Consider the following 23,984-nt stretch of genomic DNA (forward strand, 5'->3'; position numbering starts at 1 on the left):
CAAATCATTAGCGGCTGCAAACAGAACTGTTTGCAGCCAGCTCAGCACCAGAACTCAAACACTGCGCTGCCGTACAGCCTCAAAGAGGCAGACACCAGCCGCCACCGAGACATTCAGACTGCTGACAGTGCCAGCCATCGGAATATAAGCCAAGTAGTCACAGCACTCTTTCGTCAAGCGGCGCATGCCATCACCCTCAGCCCCCATAACAATGGCGCGAGAGCCACTAAGCTCGGTCTGATAGATCGACTCCGTCGCCTCACCGGCCGTGCCCACAATCCAGCAGCCTTGCTGCTGCAGCCATTTCATCGTCCGCTTCAGGTTTGTCACCGTGACAAAAGGTACCGTCTCCACAGCCCCACAAGCTACTTTAGCCACTGTATTGGTCAAGCCAACTGACTTATCCTTGGGCGCAATCACAGCCGCCACACCGGCAGCGTCCGCGGTACGCAGTAACGCACCGAGGTTGTGCGGATCGGTGACGCCATCGAGAATCAGCAGTAAAGGCTCAGCCTCCCTGGCAAAAATGGCTTGCAGATAGTCCTCACTAAAGCCCTTGGCCAACTCACAGACCGCCACCACCCCCTGATGCTTACCTCGCACCAGATCGTCTAGCTCGCGGCGCTTAACCCGCTTGCATTTGAGACCGGCTACTTCTGCCGCCTCGAGCACTTTACTCAGCCGCTGATCTTCACGCCCCTCTTGTAACAGTACTTGACGCACCCGCTGCGGCTGCTTTGCCAACAAGGTAACAACGGCATGAATACCGAATACCGTATCAAACTCACTCATTATTCATCACCACGAAGCGTCGACATAAACTTTTTCGCCATCGAGCGAACAGTCCTGCGCTTGCGCTTAAGCTTTGGCTTAGCAACCGGCTTAGCTTCAACTCTACGCGGCTGAGCACTCTCCTCGGCCACCCGCTCGCGCTTCGCAGGCCTCTTTCGCGGCTGACGAACCGGACGTTCCGCCTTGTCCTCGACGATCGAATCCTGCTTCACAGACCTCTTTCGTGGCTGACGCGCAGGACGCTCTGTCGTTTCACCCTCCGCCGACTGCTTAGCGCGAGCAATACGGTCGTCGGTACTGCGCCCTCGCCCCTTACCTGCTGCCTTGCGCCGCTTCTTAGGAGCGTCGCCCTCATCAGTCCATCTAGGCGATTTAGCCTCACCAGAGGCCTCCTGTCCGGCCATACAAAGGTGAATCTTACGCTCCTCCATATCGACACGGGCAACCTGTACCACCAATTCATCACCAAGCTGGTAGCTAACACGAGAGCGCTCACCAATCAGGCGCTGCTTCGCTTGATCGTACTGATAATAGTCCTTATCGAGAGCTGTAATATGCACTAAGCCCTCGACATAGATATCGGTGAGTTCGACAAATAAACCAAAGCCCGTCACCGCCGAAATAACGCCAGAGAAGGTGTCACCAACATGATCGCTGAGGTACTCACACTTCAGCCAAGACATGACATCCCGGGTCGCCTCGTCGGCACGGCGCTCCGCCATCGAGCACTGCTCACCGAGCACCAACATCTTCGCCATGTCATAAGGGTATATTTCTGAAGCAGCCAGCGGTGTCGCCCCGGCCACTGGGCGGACGTGCTCACTCACTTTAGAGCGCATCACATAGCGTATCGCACGGTGCGTCAACAGATCCGGATAGCGACGAATAGGCGAGGTGAAATGGCTATAGGCTGGATAGTTAAGACCAAAATGACCTTCGTTCTCCGGCTGATAAACTGCCTGACTCATCGAGCGCAACAGCATCGTCTGCACGACCAGCGCATCAGGGCGCTCTGCAGTCTCAGCCAACAACTTTTGATAGTCACTCGGCGTCGGCTTATCGCCGCCACCAAGGTTAAGCCCTAGCTCTCCAAGATACTGTCGCAGACTCTCCAGTTTCTTCTCTTTCGGTCCCTGGTGCACACGATAAAGAGCAGGCAGTTCATGCTTCTCCAAGAAGCGGGCCGCCGCCACATTGGCGCACAACATGCATTCCTCGATCAAACGGTGTGCATCGTTACGATGTACCGGCACGATCTGCTTCACCTTACGCTGCTCATCGAACAACAACTTTGTCTCAACGGTGTCGAATTCGATCGCACCACGCTGCTGACGCTGAGCTAACAGCGCCTGATACAACTCGTTGAGCGTATCGATATCTTCCACTACACCACGATAGCGCTCACGTAGCTTATCCCGCTTGCGACTGTTGCTATCCAGCATCGCCCCAACCTGGTTATAGGTCAGACGCGCATGCGAATGCATCACCGCTTCGAAGAAGGTATAACCTGTGAGCTTGCCCGATTCACTGATCGTCATCTCACAGACCATGCAAAGCCGATCGACTTCCGGCATTAACGAGCACAGGCCGTTGGAAATCACTTCCGGCAACATCGGAATGACATTTTCAGGGAAGTAGACCGAAGTAGCGCGGTTTACCGCCTCTTCATCGAGGGCCGAGCCAGGGGTTACATAGTGCGAGACATCGGCAATGGCTACCCACAGGCGCCAACCTCCTTCCTCGTTGCGCTCCGCCAACACAGCATCATCAAAATCGCGCGCATCCTCGCCGTCAATGGTGACAAAATGCTTATCACGAAGATCGATACGGTGCACCTTATCCTGCTCTTCAACCTCTGCACCGAGGCTAGCGATCTCATCGAGCACTTCCTGCGGCCACTCATGGGGGATATCGTGACTACGAATAGCAACTTCAATCTCCATTCCTGGCGCCATATAGTCACCCATAATCTCGAGCACCTCACCCTCAGGGCTACGATGTGGCGCAGGATGTTCGACTATTTTAACCTGTACATACTGACCGTCTTCTGCGCCAGCGGAGAGTTCCGGACGCACCGTGATCTCGTGACAGATGCGGGCGTTATCGGGCACCACAAAGCCTGCCTTGCCACGGCGGAAGTAGCGTCCTACCAACACCTCGGTATTGCGCTCAATAACCTCGACAATCTGCCCTTCTCGCTTACCCTTGTAAGCGTGCCCACTATCGCGGACCTTGACGACATCACCATCAAACACCCAGTCCATCTGGCGATTATGCAAGAACAAATCCTTGCTGCCATCCTCAGGGACCAGGAAGCCAAAGCCATCGCGATGCCCCTGTACCCGCCCAATGACAATAGGTACTGACTCTATCGGAACGTAACGTCCCTTGTGTATGCGCACAGCCTGGCCGTCACGCTCCATCGCGCGCAGACGACGACGAATGGCTTCGATGGAATCTTCATCTTCTAGGGCAAAATCTTCCGCCAACTCGAGGTGGCGCCGCCCCTCCGGGAAACTTTTTAAGTGCTCGAGGATATATTCGCGACTCGGCACTGGGTTACTGTATTTATCCGCTTCGCGCTCCGCGTGCGGATCAACGACTTTTGTTTTCGCTTTATCTTGGCTTGTTGCCATTAACTTTCTATTCCTACTTCTTTTTCAACAATTTTTATCGCGGCCACTCTAGTTATTCACACCGCCATCTATTACTTAACAATTAGCCTCCCCACACTATTTATTCCAATAGCCTAGCCTAATTCCCGATTGACCGACGCACGAAACGCGCTAAAACGACCACAAACAGCCTGATTTTTCACCACTGTCGACAGGGTGATGCTGAATAGAGTGAACTTGGATCTCGGTCTTGGATTCGCGCTAGACATAAGGGAGGTCCGGGGGATTATACCGCACCTAACCCAGATGGCCTAATTTCAACCAAAAAGTCAGTATTTCCCAGCCGTTCGCCGCCTATTCCCCGCACTGGCGGCGACAAAAGCACACGCTCTGTTTTGGTTCGAACCGCCTACATATAGTGCAGAAAGAAAGACAATGCCTGCACAAAAAGAGTGCGAAAGAAGCAATGTGCTCCGCCAAGCAATACTTTCAAGCGCATGGCTCAATTCTTGCTCATTTGAGCAGCCTTCAATATCACTGCTTGTGAGAAAATAAAAATGAACGACACTAGCCTAAAGGCAAACTTCCTCTCCTTCACCGGCAGAGCCAAGATTTTGCACATGACCTGGTTCGCCTTCTTCGTCACCTTCTTGGTCTGGTTTAGCCATGCGCCACTGCTGTTGGCGATCCAGGAATCGATGGGGCTTTCTGACCAGCAGATCAAAACACTGCTGATCCTCAATGTCGCACTGACTATTCCCGCTCGCATCATTACCGGCATGCTGGTCGATGTCTACGGACCACGCAAGACCTACAGCGCCATGCTCGTCGCCACCGCAGGCCTATGCTTCTTCTTCGCCGCCGCCACCAGCTTTGAAGCCCTCGCACTCGCCCGTTTCCTAATGGGCTTTGTCGGCGCAGGCTTCGTCATTGGCATCCGCATGATCAGCGAATGGTACCCAGCCAAGCAACTCGGCCTCGCGGAAGGTATCTATAAGGGCATGGGCAACGTCGGCTCCGCCGTCGCTGCCATCACCTTGCCGACACTTGCCATCATGTTCGGCGGCGAAGATGGCTGGCGATACGCCACCGCCGTAACCGGGGTCATCGCCCTACTTTATTCTATCGTTTACTACAAATCGGTCTCGGACACACCGGTAGGCTCCACCTATTTCAAACCCAACAAATCCGGCGGCCTAGAAGTAACCAGTAAACGCGACTTCTTTTTCTATCTCATAATGAACATCCCCATGTACGGGGCGCTCGCAGTGCTCACTTGGAAAGTCAGCGGACTTGGCCTATTAAGCGAGCTAAGCGCCAATATCGTCTATGGCCTGCTAGTTGCCATTTACCTGTTTCAGGCGCGCCAGATCTATAACGTCAACCGCGAGATATTTCACACCCCCGTCGAACCGGTCCTACAATACAACTTCAAACAAGTCGCCATTTTGAGCCTTGCCTACGCCGTCACCTTCGGCTCAGAGCTCGCCGTGGTTTCCATGTTACCGCTATTTTTCAAAGACACCTTCCTTATACCGATGTCTCTCGCTGGCATCTTCGGTGCCTGCTTCGCTATTACCGACGTTCTTTCCTGCCCTTCCGGCGGCTTTATCAGCGATAAATTTGGCCGCAAAACCTCACTTGTCATACTGCTATCCGGTGCTGCCGTTGGCTTCTTTGCCATGTCACAGATCGGCAGCGACTGGCCCATCTCCCTCGCCGTCGTCGTGATGGTTATCAGCTCTTTCTTCCTCGGCTCAGCGGCGGGCTGCGTCTTCGCCGTTGTACCATTAATCAAGCGTCGTCTAACAGGCCAGATCGCCGGCATGGTCGGTGCCTACGGCAATATCGGGGCGGTACTATTCCTCACCGTATTCTCTCTTGTATCTCCCTCCGCCTTCTTCATGACTATTGCCGGCGGCATCGCACTAGCCGCGATCACCTCGATGTTCCTAGAAGAACCCAAAAACACCCTCGCCGAAGTCATGCCTGACGGCACTATCCAGCTGATCGAGGTGCATTAACCCTCTCCCTCGCAAGCCAACAACTCCCGAGGCCGCCCCTCGGGACCCCTCCCCACTTTACTTCCGATAATTTAAAACGCGACAAAGCTGCCCTTACAACGACAGAGGTAAGATCACCCCAGTATCAAGAAAAAATAAAACAAAACACCACATTAATAGCTATAAGTAGCGACCCATTGCGTAAATAGCACTATAAAGAGAAAACTTAGCAATCCTATCGCGCCCTTTACGCCCTATAATATTTCCACAATATGCAAAACGGCAGGCCACCCCAAAAGAGCGGCATGCGGCAACTCAGTCAGCGCCTACCGGCTGCTGTCAACGAGCATTCAAGCCTACCAGGCAAGAAGCGCCAAACGGCATCGGTTTACCCAACTAAGCCAATAACAACGAGAGTTTCACAACAAGAAACCAGCTGGCAAACGATTTCTGTCGCCGCTAGGGCCACCCTAGCGGCGACTCTCGTCCCACTCTTCAAAAGTACTACGACTTAAGCCCGCAACATGGCTTTTAAACACAGCAAAAATTTATCGCCTAGCCAACAACGACGTCGAAAGGGAATCATCAGCATGAGCTTCAACCATAACAAATACCGCCCCTTTGCCCCGATAAAACTAGCAGATCGCCAATGGCCTAGCCGCACGATCGATATCGCCCCCGATTGGTGCAGCGTCGATCTGCGTGACGGCAACCAGGCCCTCATCAAGCCCATGAGCGTCGAGCAAAAACTGGTAATGTTCAAGCTACTTGTTGAGGTAGGGTTTAAGCAGATAGAGGTCGGTTTTCCTGCTGCCTCGCAGCCTGACTTCGATTTCGTCCGCTGCCTGATCGAACAAGATTTGATCCCCGAAGATGTGACCATCCAAGTACTAACGCAGGCTCGTGAGGCCTTGATCGCCCGCAGCTACGAATCACTCAGGGGGGCGCGCCGAGCCATCGTTCATGTCTACAACTCAACCTCGACAGTACAGCGTGAACAGGTCTTCAAACAAGATCGAGACGCCATCAAACGCATCGCGACCCAAGGGGCTCGCTGGGTACAGCAGTACGCCGCCCAACAACCAGAGACTCAGTGGCAATTCCAGTACTCCCCCGAGAGTTTCACCGGCACAGAATTAGATTATGCCGTCGAGGTCTGCAACGCCGTCATCGACATCTGGCAGCCCAGCGTCGAGCAACCCTGCATCATTAACCTTCCCGCTACTGTCGAAGTTGCCAGCCCCAATGTCTATGCCGATCAGATTGAGTGGTTCTGCCGTCACGTCGACAGCCGCGACGCCATCATCGTCAGCCTACACACACACAACGACCGTGGCTGTGGCGTCGCCGCCGCCGAGCTAGGTGTTATGGCGGGCGCTGATCGCATCGAAGGCACCTTACTCGGCAACGGCGAGCGTACCGGCAACATGGACATCGTTACGATGGCAATGAACCTCTACAGCCAAGGCGTCGACCCAACACTTAACTTCTCCGACATGAAAAGGATCATCGAAGTCGTCGAGTACTGCACTGAAATCCCCGTACACCCCCGTCACCCTTATGCGGGCGAACTAGTCTTCACCGCCTTCTCCGGCAGCCACCAAGACGCCATCAAAAAATGCCTAGACTTACGCCAAGATGATACAGACGAAGCCGCCTGGGAGGTCGCCTACCTTCCTATCGATCCCGCAGACGTGGGTTGCAGCTACGAGGCCGTCATTCGCGTTAACAGCCAGTCAGGCAAGGGCGGCGTCGCCCACCTTCTCGCCGCCGATCACGGCATCAACCTACCCCGCTGGGCCCAGGTCGACTTCAGCCCTATCGTGCAAGCCTATGCTGAGACACAGGGCGGCGAGGTCGATAGCAGTACTGTGCTCGCGCTGTTCCGCCAGCACTACCAACTCGACAGAGAGCTACAATCCGAGCAGTACCAGATCAGCAGCTACCAGATAGAACACGGCGAACACGATACCGTGGCAATCACCCTTAGCAATGGCAACAATGAGGCGATCATTAAGGCCACCGCCGACGGCGTGCTCGCCAGCTTTGTGCAAGGGCTAAGTCGCTTCAGCGGCCACACTATCGACATCAATAATTATGTCGAGCACGCGATAGAGGGTGGCAGCGACGCTCGCGCCATCGCTTTCGTCCAACTCTGCATCGAAGGTAGCGAAATTATCGGTGCCGCCGAAGACGGCGACATTGTTACTGCCTCACTCACCGCTGTCTTGGCTGCCTTCAACCGCCGGCAAAATAGCAACATCAAAGCAACCGCCTAAACTCGAAAGCCGCTTTCAGAGCAAACTGATAGCGGCCCCCGCCCCCTAAACTAATGCACATCAATCTTTCTATTTTTAGTGATCTGTCGCAATTTTTCATTCGAACTTAGCGCTACACTCCAACCCCCAATTAAAACAACGTCCACACAGCCACTAGGCCCCTCTATGTCTATCTACGAGATCCTCTGCTTTTTCTCCGCCGCCGCTATGCTCATCGCCTTCGTCAACAGTAAAATTGGCAAGATGCAGACCACCATCGCCATCACCGCTGGCGCACTTATGCTCTCGCTCATCATTGTCGTCGTTGGCCACCTCGGCTGGCTTCACCTCAACGAGGTCGCCACCTCCGCGATTAGCCAGATTAACTTTGAAAACTTTCTCCTCAAAGGCGTACTCGGCTTCCTACTGTTTGCCGGCGGCCTTGGCATCAACCTGACTAACATGAAAGATCAGAAGTGGGAGATCACGACACTCGCCCTAGCCGGCACGCTGATCTCAACCTTCTTCATCGGTTTTGCGCTGTACGGACTCTGCCAATTATTTAGCATTAATCTCAGCCTCATTTATTGTCTGCTATTTGGTGCACTGATCTCGCCCACCGACCCTATTGCCGTACTCGCCATCGTGAAAAAACTGCACGCTCCGCGTCGTATTTCCATTCAGATCGAAGGCGAGTCACTCTTCAACGACGGCTTTGGCCTAGTCATCTTCGTCACCTTGTTTACGATCGCCTTCAGTGGCGGCAACCCTACTGTCTGGGATGTCACTGCACTATTCCTACACGAAGCGATCGGCGGCATCGTCTACGGCCTCGCCCTCGGCTTACTCTTCCACTACCTGATCAGCGCCACCAACGACCACTCAATGGAGCTATTACTAACTCTCTGCATACCCACCGCGGGTTACGTACTGGCCGACAGAATTGGCGTCTCCGGGCCGCTAGCAATGGTGGTATCAGGTATTATTATCGGCAATTGGACCCGCCACACGGGCTTTTCACCGGAAAGCCAGGATCACCTCGACCACTTTTGGGAGCTGGTCGATGAGTTTCTCAACGGCGTCCTATTCCTGCTGATCGGCCTGGCGATGCTGACATTCCCATTCCATAGCGAAGACCGATTGTTGATGGCACTAGCCATCCCCCTCGTCCTCGCGGGGCGCTACTTGAGCGTTCGCCTGTGTTATTTCGGCTTTAATCGCTTTCGTAGCTACAACCCATTCTCGGTCAAGATACTCGTGTGGGGTGGCCTGCGGGGCGGTCTCGCTCTCGCGATGGCGATGTCCATCCCTGCCGGCTACATGGTACTGCCCGAGAAAGGTATCGATGTACGCGAAATCATGCTGGTAATGACCTATTCCGTAGTGATGTTCTCCATTCTCGTTCAAGGCAGCACCATCACTAAACCTATCGAGCGCTCGAAGCAACTCGAAGCCGAGCAAGAGCCAGAGAAGCCATAAGCACATCGAACAAACGCCAACGCCCCACCCACGTGGGGCCTCTGGCGCCACATGAAAGCTCTCCACCACGCTAGAAAACAGCCACCGCTAACTCCTCCTCGGCCCTGCGCCCCCCTCTTAGATCAGTCTCTCCAGCAATCTACCGCGAGCAACCAATACTAACCTCTGCCCCTTGCCGGTATCGCAAACAATTAACAGTTCACCTTCGCACCCACTCATTAGCCACTGCTCACTCGCACAAGAGTACTTATCCACACAATTTATTCATCCACTGGCGTTACTTACCCCGGCAACATGACACCCAGACCAAGCTGCTCACTTACAGAACATTAGTGCCCAGACAAAAAAAGGGCGAAGATTTCTCTTCGCCCTTTTTGGTGAGGAAGCCTCACCAGCATTTAATAAACCGAAAGACTTAGAACTGGTTCATGGTGTTATCTTTACCAGAAGCCTTCAGTGCCGCTTCGCCAGCGAAGTATTCTTTATGGTCATCACCCATATCAGAGCCGGCCATGTTTTGGTGCTTAACACAGGCAATCCCCTGACGGATCTCCTTGCGCTGTACGCCAGCTACGTAACCCAACATTCCCTGATCACCGAAGTACTCCTTCGCAAGGTTATCGGTAGATAGCGCCGCCGTGTGGTAAGTCGGCAGGGTAATCAAGTGATGGAATATTCCCGCTTCACGTGCTGCATCAGCCTGGAAGGTACGGATCTTCTCATCGGCAAGCTTCGATAGCTCTGAGCAATCATACTCTTCGCTCATCAAGTTATTACGGTCGTAAGCGCTAACATCATCGCCCGCCTCAACCATTGCGTCGAAAACTTGCTGACGGAAATTCAGCGTCCAGTTGAACGATGGGCTGTTGTTATAAACCAGCTTCGCATTAGGTACAACTTCGCGAATACGGTTCACCATGCCACCAATCTGGGCAACATGTGGCTTCTCGGTCTCGATCCAAAGCAAGTCCGCACCGTTTTGCAGGCTCGTGATACAGTCAAGTACGCAGCGATCTTCACCCGTGCCAGCACGGAACTGGAACAAGTTGCTCGGTAAGCGCTTTGGACGAACCAACTTGCCATCACGGTTGAGCACAACATCACCGTTACCGAGTTGATCCGCAGTCACTTCTTCAACGTCAAGGAATGCGTTGTACTGGTCACCCAAATCACCGGGCTCATTAGTCACGGCAATCTGCTTGGTTAGGCCTGCACCCAAGGAGTCTGTACGCGCAACGATAACACCGTCGTCAACACCGAGCTCAAGGAAGGCATAACGAACGGCACGAATCTTAGCGAGGAAGTCCTCATGCGGTACGGTTACCTTGCCATCCTGGTGACCACACTGCTTCTCATCCGAAACCTGGTTCTCTATTTGGATACAGCAAGCACCAGCCTCAATCATCTTCTTAGCCAGCAGGTATGTCGCCTCGGCATTACCAAAGCCGGCATCGATATCGGCGATAATGGGTACAACGTGAGTCACGAAGCCATCAATCTTGGCCTGTATCTCCGCCTTGGCTTCGGCAGTCTCAGCATCGTCCAGCTGACGGAACAAGCCACCCAGCTCTCGTGCGTCCGCCTGGCGTAGGAAGGTATAAAGCTCTTCAATCAAACCCGATACAGAGGTCTTCTCATGCATCGACTGATCGGGAAGCGGACCAAAGTCAGAGCGCAGCGCGGCAACCATCCAACCCGAAAGGTATAGGTAGCGACGATCGGTATTCTCAAAGTGCTTCTTAATTGAGATCATCTTCTGCTGGCCGATAAAACCGTGCCAGCAACCGAGCGACTGTGTGTACTTTGACGAGTCAGCGTCATAGTTGTCCATGTCATCACGCATGATCTTAGCGGTATATTTGGCAATATCCAGGCCTGTCTTAAAACGATTCTGCGCCTTCATACGAGCAACAGACTCAGCATCTATTGCTTCCCAGGCTTTCCCCTGTGAATCGATCAAGTTAGCGGCGGTATCGATGTCTTGTGTGTAGTTTGACATGATCATTTCCTTACAATGTTTTATGACAGTAGTGGCATTTCAATCTGCAGACTTCGCCGCAGTGGCTTGTTGACATTAATAGTAATGACAGCCGCCACATAAATGAACTCAATGGGATTTATAGACTCCATCACCAAACTAAATGTTCATCGAGAAAAACGCACCAAGCTCAACAAAAACAATAAGATAAACTAAAAACAAGAAGGGGGAGATCAATCCACAAAAGGCTCGACGCGGCTGGCTATATCCCCACTATCCACCAGCGCCATAAACTCGTCACCCAACTCCTCGCTCCGTTGCACCGCCTCTCGCCAGCGCTGCTGCCTCAAAGCCGGATTATGGCTCAAACGGGCGAAATCCCGACGATCAGGAATAGCACCCTCAGGCAGCGAGGCGACGAACTCACGACTGGGCGAAACCATCAGTACATTTTTCAGCCGTGCTGCCGCAACCTTGCGCCACGGGGCAAATTTATCAAACCAACCCTCCGTAAAGCCGTCATAAAAATGCGGATAAAGCACAATACCGTCATCGGGGGTGCGCAGATTGTCCGGTAGCGGATGATAGTCAATCACTCCGCCATCTCGATAACGAACCCCTTCATCGCGATTATCAAACGCTCCGACACCATACATTGCCAAGGGAATTGAGCCCGAGGCACGCAACGCCTTGTGAATATTTTCTTCGCTCAGCGCCACACCCGTGGTTTTAAAGCAATCCCTTCCGGCAAAGCGCGGTAGCGAATCAACAGCACCGAAAACCGTCCGCCGCCATGCTGTCGCCTGCGCCCTCCGACCTGCGGTCGCCAACACAGCTGCGTGTAACATCCCTAGGCGCTGTGTTGCCAGACGCTCACTCGCCAGCCTACCTCGACAACTGACAGCGGCGCAGTGAAAACTATAGCGAGAGTGATTAAGCACAGCTTTACTGCCTCCATCTTTCAACACACTAGTCAGTATGCGCTGAGTCTCCCTGTCAATATCGTCGCGGCTCGCCCCCTCAGTGTAATCCTGCTGGATATAGCATTCGGCAAGATTAGCCAGTGCCGCCACACTGTCAGCCTGCATGCCCGCCGCCAGTTTAAACGCCCCGACAGAAGTGCCAAATAAGTCTATCGGCTGCTCAGAGGCTGGTAAAAATCGTGAGAAGATCGCCTGATCAAGGCCGCAAATGGTTAACCATTTAGCGGCACCAGAGGCAGCAAATACTGCTGCAATACGGTGAGCCGGAAGCCCCTCGGCGCGAATTTGATCAATTACCGAGGTGCCGGCACGAATACAGAGCTGAGACATAGCGCGGACCATACCACCCAGTTATTAACAATAGTCTGTCGACTATAGCAGAAGGATCCAAAATACATTGCCGAGCAACACAAATGCACGTCACCGAGCAGGCGACAAAAACCTAGCGCCTCAGATTAAGGCTTCCAATATCTTTGAAATATGCTTCACAGGCGATATAAATAGCTTTCATCGCTTTTCTTCCACCCGCTTTATGGCGGTACTTTTTGAAGCAGGCATCGATACTTTTCGGCTTAAGTTCGAGACCTATCAGCCCCCCTCTGTCATTCGAGTGATTTTTAAGACAGACATACTGCAGCCTATCGACCATCTTCTCAGGCATTTTCTGCGAGATATTTTTCAAAATACACTGCGAGTAACTTTTCGGCTTATTGAACCAGCGGATCAGCGCCCAATCCGATGACTCTTCATCGACAATCAGCTCCTGCACAGTCTTGTCGCCTGGCACCAGCTGAGCCTGCTTTTGAGCGCTAGCGGGCGAGACGATCACAGCACAACACAAAAACAGCACAACAATCCTCGAAATAGCCAATAGCGACCAAAATCGTCTCATCAATAAGGGAAGGGGGTATTGCATCGTCATCGGTATGCCCGTTGTTATTTTTAACTCGAGTAGCTCAAATATAGGGTTAGAGTCCCATAGTACCCAAGCCTGGAGGTGAGCGCCAATCTATCACCCATAACACCCTCAAACTGTGAACGCAGGCCGCAATACTCGTTGCAAAACGGAAAATAAAGACGACAGCACAGTCACCGACAAGTAGCACTGAGTTATTTATTAACCACTACATCGATCACACTGTTCATCAGCAATATAATCCGTACTATGGACGTACCCTGACCGCGACAGACCGAGAGCCATGCCCGAGACATCACCTACTCTACTCATCACCGGTGCCGCCGATCGTATCGGCGCCGCTATTGCCGAGCATTTCCACGCCGCCGGCTACAATATCGCGCTGCACTACCGCCAATCACGGGCACAGGCCGATGCCCTCGCCGCAAAACTGCAACAGCGGCGCGAAGCATCGGTACTGTTATTGCAGTGCGACCTGGCCGACACTGAAAAACTTCAGCGCCTGCCAGAGCAGACCGTACAGCACTTCGGGCGACTGGACATACTGATCAACAACGCCTCAACATTCTTCCCGACCCCTCTCGACACCGCCGACAACCTGCAGTGGCAACAGCTGATGGATGCCAACCTAAAAGGCCCCTTCTTTCTCGCCCAAGCCGCAGCCAAACTCCTAAGACAACATCAAGGCTGCATCATCAACTTGGTCGATATCTATGCCGAGCATCCGCTACAGCAACACCCCATTTATTGCATGGCCAAGGCAGGTAATCAGATGATGGTGAAAAGTCTAGCGGTTGAACTCGGCCCCGAAATCCGCGTCAACGGCATTGCCCCTGGCGCCATCCTCTGGCCGAGCCAGGCCGGCATCACTGAGCAGCAACGCCAGGCCGAGATACTCGCACAGACCCCTCTCAAGCGCTGTGGCGCGGCCGACGACATTGCTCGCACCGCACTGTTCTTAGCCACCGACAACTTCATCAGCGGTCAGATCATCAAAGTCGATGGTGGGCGCAGCGTGCAGCGTTAGGCCGCCTTCGATATTAACTGGCCGCGCCACTCAAAATCGATAGCCCATAACTTCTGTTCACTGTTATAGGCCTGCCACAACTGCCGATAGGAGCGCCCATCTGCCGGGTGAGCAACCTCTGGCGCAATATCAAACAGCGGTTGCAACACGAAGGCGTTGCTGAGTATCTCCGCCCTCGGCAATACCACCCCATCGACCTCGCCCACCGCATCATCGACGGTCAAGATATCAATATCGAGCGTCCTGGCGCTGAACTTCGGCCCCGTACGCAAACGACCGTTAGCATCCTCGATAGCACGGCAGACCGATACTAAGCTCGCTACCGAGAGCCCTGTACTGAAACCAGCAACAAGGTTATAAAAGTTTTCCCCGTCGAAACCGACCGCCTCACTCTCATAGATCGGCGAGATCTGCAGCTCCCCAAAACGGTCCGCCAACGCATCGAGCGCCGCGGTGATATAGCGATGGCGATGAATATTACTCCCTATGCTGACATAAATTTGTGCCATCTAAGACTTTTCACCTCGCTCGATCACTACACCAACATCGGCCGCCGCCGCTATCGCCCCCGGCTTACCCAGCTTCAGACGCAGCCAGGGCACGCGAAACTCCGTCATCACTAACTCGGCTATCTGCTCGGCCATCTTTTCGATGAGAAAAAATTCCGAGCCTTCGACAAACGCGGTCAGTCGATCACAGACGTCTTTATAGCTTAATGCATGTGCGATATCGTCGCTCTCTGCAGCCGTATGGATATCGTGCGCCATCTGCAAATCGATGGTAATCGTCTGCTTAATCTCCCGTTCCCAGTCAAAAATGCCGATAACGGTATCGATCTTCAGCTCGTGAATATAAACAATATCCATCAAATAACTTCCTTCAACATGCTCTTACAACTCATCTTTCGCCGATACGGCAGGTAACTGTTCCAGCGGCCAGCGAGGCTTAATGGTGACAGCTAGCGGCTCTTGCTGCCCCGCCACTAAGCGCTGGGCGCCGGCGTAGGCGATCATCGCACCATTATCCGTACAATACTCTGGTCGCGCATAAAAAGCCTTGCCGCCCTGCGAAGCCAGCACCCGCTCTAGCCTCTCTCTCAACCGCCTATTGGCGCTCACGCCGCCGGCAACCACCAGGGTCTTCAGGCCTGTCTGCTTGATCGCACGCTTACACTTCAGCGCCAGGGTATCCACCACCGCCAGCTCGAATGCATCGGCAATATCGGCCTTAATCTGTTTCTCAACCTGCCCCTCGGCATCACGATGCGCGGCAACGGTATTCAAGGTAAACGTCTTCAAGCCGCTAAAACTAAAATCGAGACCAGGCTTCGTCGTCATCGGACGCGGAAACTTAAAGCGATCGCCATTGCCATCGACCGCTAGCTTGGCAATATTGGGGCCACCGGGGTAGTCAAGTCCCAGCATTTTTGCCGCCTTATCAAATGCCTCACCGGCAGCATCGTCCAGCGACTCACCCAGTAAGGTGTACTCACCAATACCTTCTACCTCGATCAGCTGAGTATGCCCACCGGACACCAGCAGGGCGATAAAGGGAAATGAGGGGGGGCTCTCCTCAAGCATCGGCGCCAACAAGTGCCCCTCCATATGATGAACACCGATCGCTGGCACGCCCATCGCCATTGCCATCGAACGCCCCACACAGGCCCCCACCATCAGCGCTCCCGACAGACCGGGCCCAGAGGTATAGGCAATGGCATCGATATCGTCACGACAACAATCGGCCTCCGCCAACACCTCTTCAATGAGTGGGATAATTTTCCGCACATGATCGCGCGACGCCAACTCGGGTACCACGCCACCAAACTCTTTGTGCAATTCGATCTGACTGTACAGGGCATCTGACAGCAATCCACGATCACTATCGTACAGCGCTACACCGGTCTCATCACAGGAAGTTTCTAGGCCTAACACAAGCATTTTCAAACCCTTAGCCCGTATCACGAAGCTATCGTATAATGGTAATAAAAGCCGCATGATAAAGCGCGTTGCAGGTCAATGCCAGCAGGCTTTGCATTTTGATTTGTTTATGGGTAGAATCCGCCACCTCGAATGAACTGTGTTTGCTGTGCCTGAAGTTTGCCAGCATCTACAAATTGATTGAAAGCATAGCCGGATTTTTTAAACCGCAGCCAACTTAATAGGTACTTATTTAATGCCATCAGTAAAGCTTAAAGACAACGAACCATTTGATATCGCCCTACGTCGCTTCAAGCGCTCTTGTGAGAAAGCGGGCGTTCTTTCTGAAGTACGTCGTCGCGAGCACTACGAAAAGCCTACCACCGTACGTAAGCGCAAGGCTGCAGCAGCCGTTAAGCGTCACGCCAAAAAGCTACAGCGTGAAAACCGCAAGATGCAGCGTCTTTACTAATAGCCTGACGCTATTAGTAAAACCTAGCGGTTTACCGGTTTAAAAGCTCTGATGGCGCGCCATCAGGGCTTTTTCCGTTTCAGGATTTCAGCAATATAAGGCGACAAGAATCATGTCAGAAATAAAAGCAACCATCAAAGCCGCCATGAAAGAGGCTATGCGAGCCAAGGACAAGGCCCGCCTGACCACTATTCGCGCCATGCAGGCAGAATTTAAGCGTATCGAAGTCGACGAGCGCATCGAAGTCGACGACAGCCGCATCCTCGCCATTCTCGATAAGATGCTCAAGCAGCGTCGCGACTCGATCAGTCAGTTCGAAGCAGCTGGCCGCACCGATCTAGCCGAGGTCGAAATAGCAGAAGTAGAAGTGATTCAGGAGTTTCTGCCCGAGGCACTAAGCGCAGACGAGATCGACCAACTCGTCACTGAGGCCATTGCCAACAGCGGCGCTAGCGGCATGAAAGACATGGGTAAAGTCATGGGCATGTTAAAGGGACCGATGCAGGGCCGCGCCGACATGGGCGAAGTCAGCAAACTCATTAAAGCCAAGTTGGTATAACCGACAGTGGCGGGGCGCATCCCACAAGGCTTTATCGACGACCTGCTCGAGCGGGTCGATATCGTTGAAGTCATCGACGCCCGCACCGTACTGAAGAAGGCCGGACGTAACTATAAGGGGCTATGCCCCTTCCACGACGAGAAAACCCCCTCCTTCAGCGTCAACGCCGACAAGCAGTTCTACTATTGCTTCGGTTGCGGTGCCGGCGGCAACGCCGTCAGCTTTATGATGGATTACGAACGCCTCGATTTCCCGCAAGCCGTCGAAGCCTTGGCCGCCAGCATCTCCATGCAGGTGCCTCGCGAAGAAGACACCGCAGTTAGCATCGCCGCAAGCGCTAATAAGGCTCTCTACGCATTGCTCGAAAAATGTGCCGAGTGGTTTCATCAGAACCTTCGTCTCGAAGCTGGCGGCCAACCTGCCGTCGACTACCTCAAAGGACGCGGCCTCGACGGCCAGACTGCCAGCAACTTCCAAATTGGCTATGCACCACCCGGCTGGGATAATCTGCTCAAGAAGTTCGGCGACACCCCGGATCAGGTCAAGCTGCTGATCGAGGGCGGCATGCTGATTGAGAAAGACGGTGGCGGCTGCTATGACCGTTTCCGCGAACGCATTATGTTCCCCATTCGCGATCATCGAGGCCGCGTCGTAGCCTTCGGCGGTCGCGTACTCGGCGATGACAAACCCAAATACCTCAACTCGCCTGAGACCTCAGTCTTCAGCAAGAGTCGCGAGCTCTACGGCTACTTTGAGGCCCGTAAGAGCAAGCAGGCTGTCGAGCGCATTGTTGTCGTCGAGGGCTATATGGATGTGGTCGCACTAGCACAGGCCGGCATTCCATACGGCACCGCCACGCTCGGCACCGCCACCAGCAGCAGCCACCTCGAGCGCATCTTCCGACTGTGTCCCGAGGTGGTCTTCTGCTTTGATGGCGACAAGGCCGGCCGCGCCGCGGCCAACCGCGCATTAGAGAGTGTGCTGCCGCTGATGCGAGACGGCCTACAGGCGCGCTTTCTCTTCCTCCCCGATGGTGAAGACCCCGACACCTTGGTGCGGCAAGTCGGCGCAGACCGCTTCGAACACCAGATAGAGAGCGCACAGCCGCTCTCCGAATACCTCTTCGAGCATGCGGCCGACGGCCTCGACATCAGCTCCATGGACGGTCGCGCCCGGCTATCGACCCTTGCCCTGCCGATGATCGACAGCATCCCCGCCGGTGTTTTTCAGAGCCTGCTGCACAAAGAACTCGCCACCCGCACCGGCCTCGAGGCGGAAACCCTCGAGCAGATTCGCCTACAAGCTAAGCAAAGTCAGCAACAAGAACAGCAGCGCAAACAGCAACAGGACCGGCGCGCCGAACAACGTTATCAACAACAGCGTGACGGTAGCACCGCGACGTCGCAGCCAAAGCAAGGCGCCGACAACACTAGCACTGCTGCCATCGAAGGCGCCGACGAGGCTATCGGCTACCTAAACGCTGAGCAGGCGAACGACTATAACAACTACCAGCTACCCGATGGCGACCCTTACGCCGACGCACACAACAGCTATCGCGACGACGACTACACGGGCAGAAGCTACAACAACAGCAGCGGTGGCTATCGCCGTAAAGACGGTGACAAACCCTGGAAGAAAGATCGAGGCCCAAAACAGCGCGCACCACGCAGCGAGCTGCCGCAACCACGCTGCAAGATACAGCAGGCAATCACACTATTGCTGTTTTACCCCATCAACATCGACGCCATTCACTCGGCCGAAGTTCTCGATCAACACCCGGGGCCAGACAGTCTATTGCTAAAAGAGATGGTCGAGTTCTTGAAAAAGCAGCCCGACACCCCCACCTATACATTACTGGGCAACTGGATAGGCACCGAGCATTACGGTCGACTACAGCAACTGCTGAAAGACGACCAACTGATCACTGATCAGCTAGGCGCCCGAGAAGAGTTGGCCGATATATTTGCCTTCCTCGACAAACGACAAAGCAGGAGCCAACTTGAAGAAGAGCTCAATCAGCTCGCCGCCATCCCCTTCAACGAGATGAGCCGGGAACAGAAGCAGCGCTATGGCGAATTACTGCTCACTCACTCGAAACACTAGACCCTAGCTTCACCAAGGCGTGACAAAGGGTGTTTATTTCGACTAATTTGATGTTATCGCCGTGAATTTATAGCGGGGAGAGACCAATCTCCGTTATAATATACGGCTATATTTTTTGTAAACAGGCAGGGTACTAAACTCCTATGGCTGATTCAGCACAGCAATCACGATTAAAAAGCTTAATCGCAAGAGGTAAAGAACAGGGCTACTTAACCTACGCACAGGTTAATGACCACCTGCCTGAAGATATATCTGATCCCGACCAAGTCGAAGACATCATTCAGATGATCAACGATATGGGTATCAAAGTCTTCGAACAAGCGCCCGACGCCGACGACCTGATGATGGACGGCGGCGACAGCAGCTCCGACGACATCGCCGCCGCCGAAGCCGCTGCCGCACTGGCCGCCGTGGAGAACGAGGCGGGACGTACCACCGATCCCGTGCGCATGTACATGCGTGAGATGGGCACCGTCGAGCTATTGACCCGCGAAGGCGAGATCGTCATCGCCAAGCGTATCGAAGAAGGTATCCGCGAGTTGATGGCTGCCGTTGCCTACTGGCCCGGCTCTGTACAGCGCGTGCTCGATGAGTACGACCTGATCGCCAAAGAGGAGCGTCGCCTACCCGATATCATTAGCGGTTACCTCGACCCCTACGATCAAACTCCGACGCCGCCCCAGCCAAAAAGCGAAGACGACGACTCTGACGATGATGATGACGAGCCCGGTGGACTCGACCCTATCGAGGCCGAGGAGCGCTTCAGCGCCTTGCGCAAGCAGAATGAACGGACCAATGAGGTGGTCGAGAAACACGGCCGCTACAGCAAAGAAGCGGCTGTCGAACTCGAAAAGCTCGGCAACATTTTCAAGTTCTTCAAGCTATCACCCCGTCAGTTCGAGCCTCTGACCGAGACTGCGCGCAATAACCTTGCACGCATTCGTAACGAAGAGCGTCAAATCATGAACTGGTGTATTCGTTACGCGAAAATGCCACGTAAAGATTTCATCGCCGAATTCCAAGGTAACGAGACCAACCAAGACTGGATTCTCGAAGTCATCGCCAGCGGCGAGCCCTATGCCGAACGCCTGATGACTTACCAGGAAGATATCATTCGCGCCCAGCGTCGTATTGGTACTCGCGAAGCGATGATCGGCTTGACCGTCACCGATATCAAAGAGATCAACCGTCGCATGTCGATCGGCGAAGCGCGCATGCGTCGCGCCAAGAAAGAGATGGTCGAGGCCAACCTCCGTCTCGTTATCTCTATCGCCAAGAAGTACACCAACCGCGGCTTACAGTTCCTCGACCTCATTCAGGAAGGTAACATCGGCCTGATGAAGGCGGTCGACAAGTTTGAATACCGTCGCGGCTACAAGTTCTCAACTTACGCGACCTGGTGGATTCGACAGGCGATCACCCGCTCGATTGCCGACCAAGCACGGACTATTCGTATTCCCGTGCACATGATCGAGACGATCAACAAGCTCAACCGTATCTCTCGCCAGATGCTTCAGGAGATGGGCCGTGAGCCAACTCCCGAAGAGCTCGGTGAGCGCATGGAGATGCCTGAAGATAAGATCCGCAAGGTACTGAAGATCGCCAAGGAGCCCATCTCCATGGAGACGCCGATCGGTGATGATGAAGACTCCCACCTAGGCGACTTCATCGAAGACACTACCATCGACTCGCCGGTAGACAACGCGACTGTTGAAGGGCTGCGTGAAGCGACCAAGGGCGTACTCGGCGGTCTAACCGCACGTGAGGCTAAGGTCCTACGCATGCGCTTCGGTATCGACATGAACACCGACCACACGCTAGAAGAAGTGGGCAAGCAGTTCGATGTTACACGTGAACGTATCCGTCAGATTGAAGCCAAGGCACTGCGTAAACTGCGTCATCCTTCTCGCTCTGAACAATTACGCAGCTTCCTCGACGAATAAGTCGAAAAAAGCGTAATCCTAGCGGTAGCAAAACCCGCAGCGGCGCTATATAATGGCGCCGCTGTTGTGTTCAAGCTCTTGAATACAGCACCGTTTGCCTCAGCAAACACCGGCCCCTTAGCTCAGTTGGTTAGAGCACCCGACTCATAATCGGTAGGTCCACAGTTCAAGTCTGTGAGGGGCCACCATTCTTTCTCGCGAAACCTCTTGCTCCCCCCTGTAAAACCTTCGTGCCCCCTAAGCTTATCTAATTCAACCATCGCTTTATTGCTCATAGCGACAACGTCGACCTATGCACAGCTCTCTTATAGCATCTGCAACACGCTTATCCACGTAACAAGCTTCGGCCAGCTCATTCCTGCCTCAAGGCACGATAACGCAAAGTAATAAAGGTTGCTTCAGCTGAGCCCATACGAGCACACAGCGCGAGACAATAGAGCCGAGAAAGGAGAAGGAGAAGGAGAAGGAGAAGGAGAAGGAGAAGGAGAGCGATTGTAGATAGAAGAGCTTTTAAAAAAGCTCGGCAGCATCGCCCTGCCGAGCAAAAACCTAACGTAGGGCTACTAACAGACTAGTAACGCCAGGTTACATTAGCACCGTAAGTGCGCGGCGCGGCATATGTCTCGTAGAGGTTGCGCCACTCGGTAACCGAGCTCACGGTCAGCTCATCGGTGAGGTTTTTCGCCCACAGCTTCGCCTCCCAGTTGCCATCGGCGGTAACATAACGCAGTGCTGCATCGACAGAGAACTGGCTATCCACCTCGGTGATCGGCGCGTTGTTGTTTTCATAGAAGTAAGCATCCTGGTAACGATAATCTGCTCTGGCGTTGACCAGCGCACCACTCGCTAACTCCCAGTCATAGGATAACGAGACACTCACTGTATTCTCGGGCGAACGACGCAGGCTGTTGCCCTTCAAGTTAACATCGCTCTCAGCAAACAGGTCGCCGGTGATCTCCGTATCCAGGTAACCGTAGGTCCCCGATAGCGTCAGCCCCTCGCTCAACAATGCGATCAGCTCGAGCTCCAGCCCGCGTGAGCGCGCCGCCTCGGCGTTGGTGGTGATAATCGCTGGCGCACCCAACGCATTATCGACCAGCTGATCCGTCTGCAGGTCTTCATAGACGGTGTTAAAGAGCGCACCATTAAGCTGGATACGGTTATCCAGCCACTGTGTCTTGGCGCCTAACTCAAAGTTAGTGGCATGCTCTGGGTCGTAGGAGATAGTCGCTACATCGCCGGCGGGAACGAGGACCTCGGCATCCCAGCCCTCCCCCTCTTTGATCGGCTTAGCATCTTCACCATTCCAGCCACCAGCCTTATAGCCCTGCGATACCGTCCCGTAGATAAAAATCTCATCGGTGGCCTGGAAGTTTAACGTCGCATTGCCCGTCGTCGCCCCCCAGGTCTCACTGCTCTCAACATCGTAGGTGATGTCATCGGCCGGCGCATCACGCTCAGCAGAGAAGTCTTTTTTGTCAATACTATGACGCACTCCAACGGTTAGGCTCCACTGCTCGTCAAAATGCCAACTCCCCTGAGCGAAGGCCGCATAGGTATCGGTCTTCACACCGGTAGCGTTACTCTCATGACCAAATTCGCCGAAGGTGTACCATTCGTGGATATCAAAATATGACTCAACCTGTTCTTCGCGCGCCACCTTCTCGCGGGCGTAATAAACCCCTGCTAGCCAATCAAGCTTCTCATCAAAGCCGGCGCCGTTAAAGCGAAACTCTTGCGAAAACTGACTCGAGTGCTCGGTCTTATGCTGGTTCCACATCAACGACGGATAGTCATGCGGGTTCTCGCCACTGGCACTAGGGTCGTAGTCCCAGTTATTTTCATTATCATCGAGCTGGTAATTGACCGCATGACTAACGTAAGTGCCCGCGGCATTATCGGCGGTGATATAGTTATTCTCTCGATAGGCCGTTATCGACGTTAGCATCACGCTATCAGCATCCCAGTTGACGGTAAACGCCGCGCCCTTAAGGTCGACCTTCTGCTGACCGTCCATGCTACTCGCACCTTTGCGCGGATCCGTCGCCTGCCACGGCTTATCACTTCTATCGCCCTCGCCGATACTGGTGTCAGCCACCGCCAAGGAACGCCAGGGTGCCGTAGTATTTTGCTTATACTGATCGACGCTCAGGTTCACATCGAGGCTATCCGAGAATTCATAAGCCAACTGACCGCGAGCCGTTAGGTTTTCCCTATCATCGACCTTGTTACCCGTGTGCGTGTTTTCAGCAAAGCCATCACGGTTTGTCGAGGAGACGCTGATTCTACCTGCCAAGCTATCGGTTAAGCCACCGTTCACAAACCCCTTGGTCTCAACCAGGCCATAGTTGCCGACACCAATATCAATCATCGCCTCGGTCTCTTGACTAGGCTTGCTAGTGATATAACTGATCGCACCGCCGACGACGTTTTTACCGTAGAGCGTACCTTGGGGGCCACGCAAGACCTCTAAACGTTCGAGGTCAAAAATCTCAGCTGCCGCAGCAGCGCCGCGTGACATAAAAACGCCGTCGACATAAAGACCGACCGCGGAGTCAGAGCCGGCGCTCTCCATATCGCTGCCGATACCACGAATAAATAGGTTGGGTTCGCTGGCACTCTCCGTGTTGATTTGAAAACCGGGAACGCGCCCCGCCAAATCACCCAGCCCCTCGATTTTAGAGTTTTTTAGTGCCTCACCGCCAAACGCACTCACCGCAATCGGTACTGATTGTAGATTTTCAGATTTATGACGCGCGGTGACCACAACCTCCTCGAGTGCTAGTGCTTGCGCATTAGCAAGCGAAATGGTTGAGCCCATACAGGCTGTTACCGCTGCCACCATCGCCGGGATTTTTCTCAGACATAACGCCCTACTCTTTTTCATTGGACTCTCTCTCTTGGAAATACAGGCTGTCGCACATATTTTTATTTTAATTT

General features: G+C 53.8%; 17 protein-coding genes and 1 tRNA gene. 9 read left to right on the forward strand and 9 right to left on the reverse strand.

Translation table 11 applies throughout. The annotated features are described in order from the left end of the window. Positions 1–54: 54 nt before the first annotated feature. Positions 55–792, reverse strand: a complete 738-nt coding sequence (gene rlmB / locus EDC56_RS10310; protein WP_211333643.1) for a 23S rRNA (guanosine(2251)-2'-O)-methyltransferase RlmB — start codon at positions 790–792, stop codon at positions 55–57. Then, positions 792–3,428 (reverse strand): ribonuclease R, encoded by a 2,637-nt coding sequence (gene rnr, locus EDC56_RS10315; protein ID WP_123712429.1) that lies wholly within the window; start codon positions 3,426–3,428, stop codon positions 792–794. Before rnr ends, rlmB begins: the two co-directional genes overlap by 1 nt. Before the next feature lie 536 nt (positions 3,429–3,964). Between rnr and EDC56_RS10320 the strand changes: the two genes are divergently transcribed. The 3 genes from EDC56_RS10320 (at position 3,965) to EDC56_RS10330 (ending at position 9,147) form a co-directional block, all read left to right on the forward strand. Beyond that, complete coding sequence (locus EDC56_RS10320) at positions 3,965–5,431, forward strand: MFS transporter (protein WP_123712430.1); 1,467 nt, start codon at positions 3,965–3,967, stop codon at positions 5,429–5,431. Positions 5,432–6,000: 569 nt separating this feature from the next. After that, a complete protein-coding gene (leuA, locus tag EDC56_RS10325) occupies positions 6,001–7,689 on the forward strand; it encodes a 2-isopropylmalate synthase (RefSeq protein WP_123712431.1) in 1,689 nt (562 codons plus the stop codon). Between the two features lie 165 nt (positions 7,690–7,854). After that, entirely contained in the window at positions 7,855–9,147 is a 1,293-nt protein-coding gene (locus EDC56_RS10330; protein WP_123712432.1) for a cation:proton antiporter, read from the forward strand. A gap of 415 nt (positions 9,148–9,562) precedes the next feature. Here the strand turns inward: EDC56_RS10330 and EDC56_RS10335 are convergent, their stop codons facing one another. The 3 genes from EDC56_RS10335 to EDC56_RS10345 form a co-directional block, all read right to left on the reverse strand. Beyond that, positions 9,563–11,146, reverse strand: coding sequence for an isocitrate lyase (locus tag EDC56_RS10335; protein WP_123712885.1), 1,584 nt, complete (start codon positions 11,144–11,146; stop codon positions 9,563–9,565). Between the two features lie 212 nt (positions 11,147–11,358). Then, positions 11,359–12,438 (reverse strand): patatin-like phospholipase family protein, encoded by a 1,080-nt coding sequence (locus EDC56_RS10340; RefSeq protein WP_148059377.1) that lies wholly within the window; start codon positions 12,436–12,438, stop codon positions 11,359–11,361. A gap of 112 nt (positions 12,439–12,550) precedes the next feature. After that, positions 12,551–13,030, reverse strand: coding sequence for a hypothetical protein (locus EDC56_RS10345; protein WP_123712434.1), 480 nt, complete (start codon positions 13,028–13,030; stop codon positions 12,551–12,553). A gap of 277 nt (positions 13,031–13,307) precedes the next feature. Between EDC56_RS10345 and EDC56_RS10350 the strand changes: the two genes are divergently transcribed. Next, positions 13,308–14,051: a pteridine reductase gene (locus EDC56_RS10350; protein WP_123712435.1), complete on the forward strand. Its 744-nt coding sequence runs from the start codon at positions 13,308–13,310 to the stop codon at positions 14,049–14,051. Here the strand turns inward: EDC56_RS10350 and folK are convergent. The 3 genes from folK to tsaD are packed head-to-tail and all read right to left on the reverse strand — an operon-like array spanning position 14,048 to position 15,988. Continuing rightward, positions 14,048–14,560: a 2-amino-4-hydroxy-6-hydroxymethyldihydropteridine diphosphokinase gene (gene folK, locus EDC56_RS10355; RefSeq protein ID WP_123712436.1), complete on the reverse strand. Its 513-nt coding sequence runs from the start codon at positions 14,558–14,560 to the stop codon at positions 14,048–14,050. The two genes, EDC56_RS10350 and folK, sit on opposite strands and share 4 nt — an antisense overlap. Continuing rightward, positions 14,561–14,917 carry a dihydroneopterin aldolase gene (folB, locus tag EDC56_RS10360; protein ID WP_123712437.1) on the reverse strand — a complete coding sequence of 119 codons (357 nt, stop codon included), beginning with the start codon at positions 14,915–14,917 and terminating at the stop codon, positions 14,561–14,563. It lies immediately after the preceding gene. Positions 14,918–14,941: 24 nt separating this feature from the next. Then, complete coding sequence (gene tsaD, locus EDC56_RS10365; protein ID WP_123712438.1) at positions 14,942–15,988, reverse strand: tRNA (adenosine(37)-N6)-threonylcarbamoyltransferase complex transferase subunit TsaD; 1,047 nt, start codon at positions 15,986–15,988, stop codon at positions 14,942–14,944. A 235-nt stretch (positions 15,989–16,223) separates the two neighbouring features. Between tsaD and rpsU the strand changes: the two genes are divergently transcribed. From rpsU to EDC56_RS10390, 5 genes are all read left to right on the forward strand, one after another. After that, a complete protein-coding gene (gene rpsU, locus EDC56_RS10370) occupies positions 16,224–16,439 on the forward strand; it encodes a 30S ribosomal protein S21 (protein ID WP_123712439.1) in 216 nt (71 codons plus the stop codon). A gap of 112 nt (positions 16,440–16,551) precedes the next feature. Beyond that, the gene (locus EDC56_RS10375; protein WP_123712440.1) at positions 16,552–16,998 is read left to right on the forward strand and encodes a GatB/YqeY domain-containing protein; all 447 of its coding nucleotides are present in this window, start codon (positions 16,552–16,554) and stop codon (positions 16,996–16,998) included. A 6-nt stretch (positions 16,999–17,004) separates the two neighbouring features. Beyond that, positions 17,005–19,101 (forward strand): DNA primase, encoded by a 2,097-nt coding sequence (gene dnaG / locus EDC56_RS10380; protein WP_123712441.1) that lies wholly within the window; start codon positions 17,005–17,007, stop codon positions 19,099–19,101. Between the two features lie 143 nt (positions 19,102–19,244). Further along, positions 19,245–21,044: an RNA polymerase sigma factor RpoD gene (gene rpoD / locus EDC56_RS10385; RefSeq protein WP_123712442.1), complete on the forward strand. Its 1,800-nt coding sequence runs from the start codon at positions 19,245–19,247 to the stop codon at positions 21,042–21,044. Between the two features lie 111 nt (positions 21,045–21,155). Beyond that, a tRNA-Ile gene (locus tag EDC56_RS10390) sits at positions 21,156–21,232 on the forward strand. 383 nt (positions 21,233–21,615) lie between these two features. Here the strand turns inward: EDC56_RS10390 and EDC56_RS10395 are convergent. Then, positions 21,616–23,931: a TonB-dependent receptor gene (locus EDC56_RS10395; RefSeq protein ID WP_123712443.1), complete on the reverse strand. Its 2,316-nt coding sequence runs from the start codon at positions 23,929–23,931 to the stop codon at positions 21,616–21,618. Between the last annotated feature and the right edge of the window lie 53 nt (positions 23,932–23,984).

The organism is Sinobacterium caligoides, assembly GCF_003752585.1.
Taxonomy (GTDB): domain Bacteria; phylum Pseudomonadota; class Gammaproteobacteria; order Pseudomonadales; family Sinobacteriaceae; genus Sinobacterium; species Sinobacterium caligoides.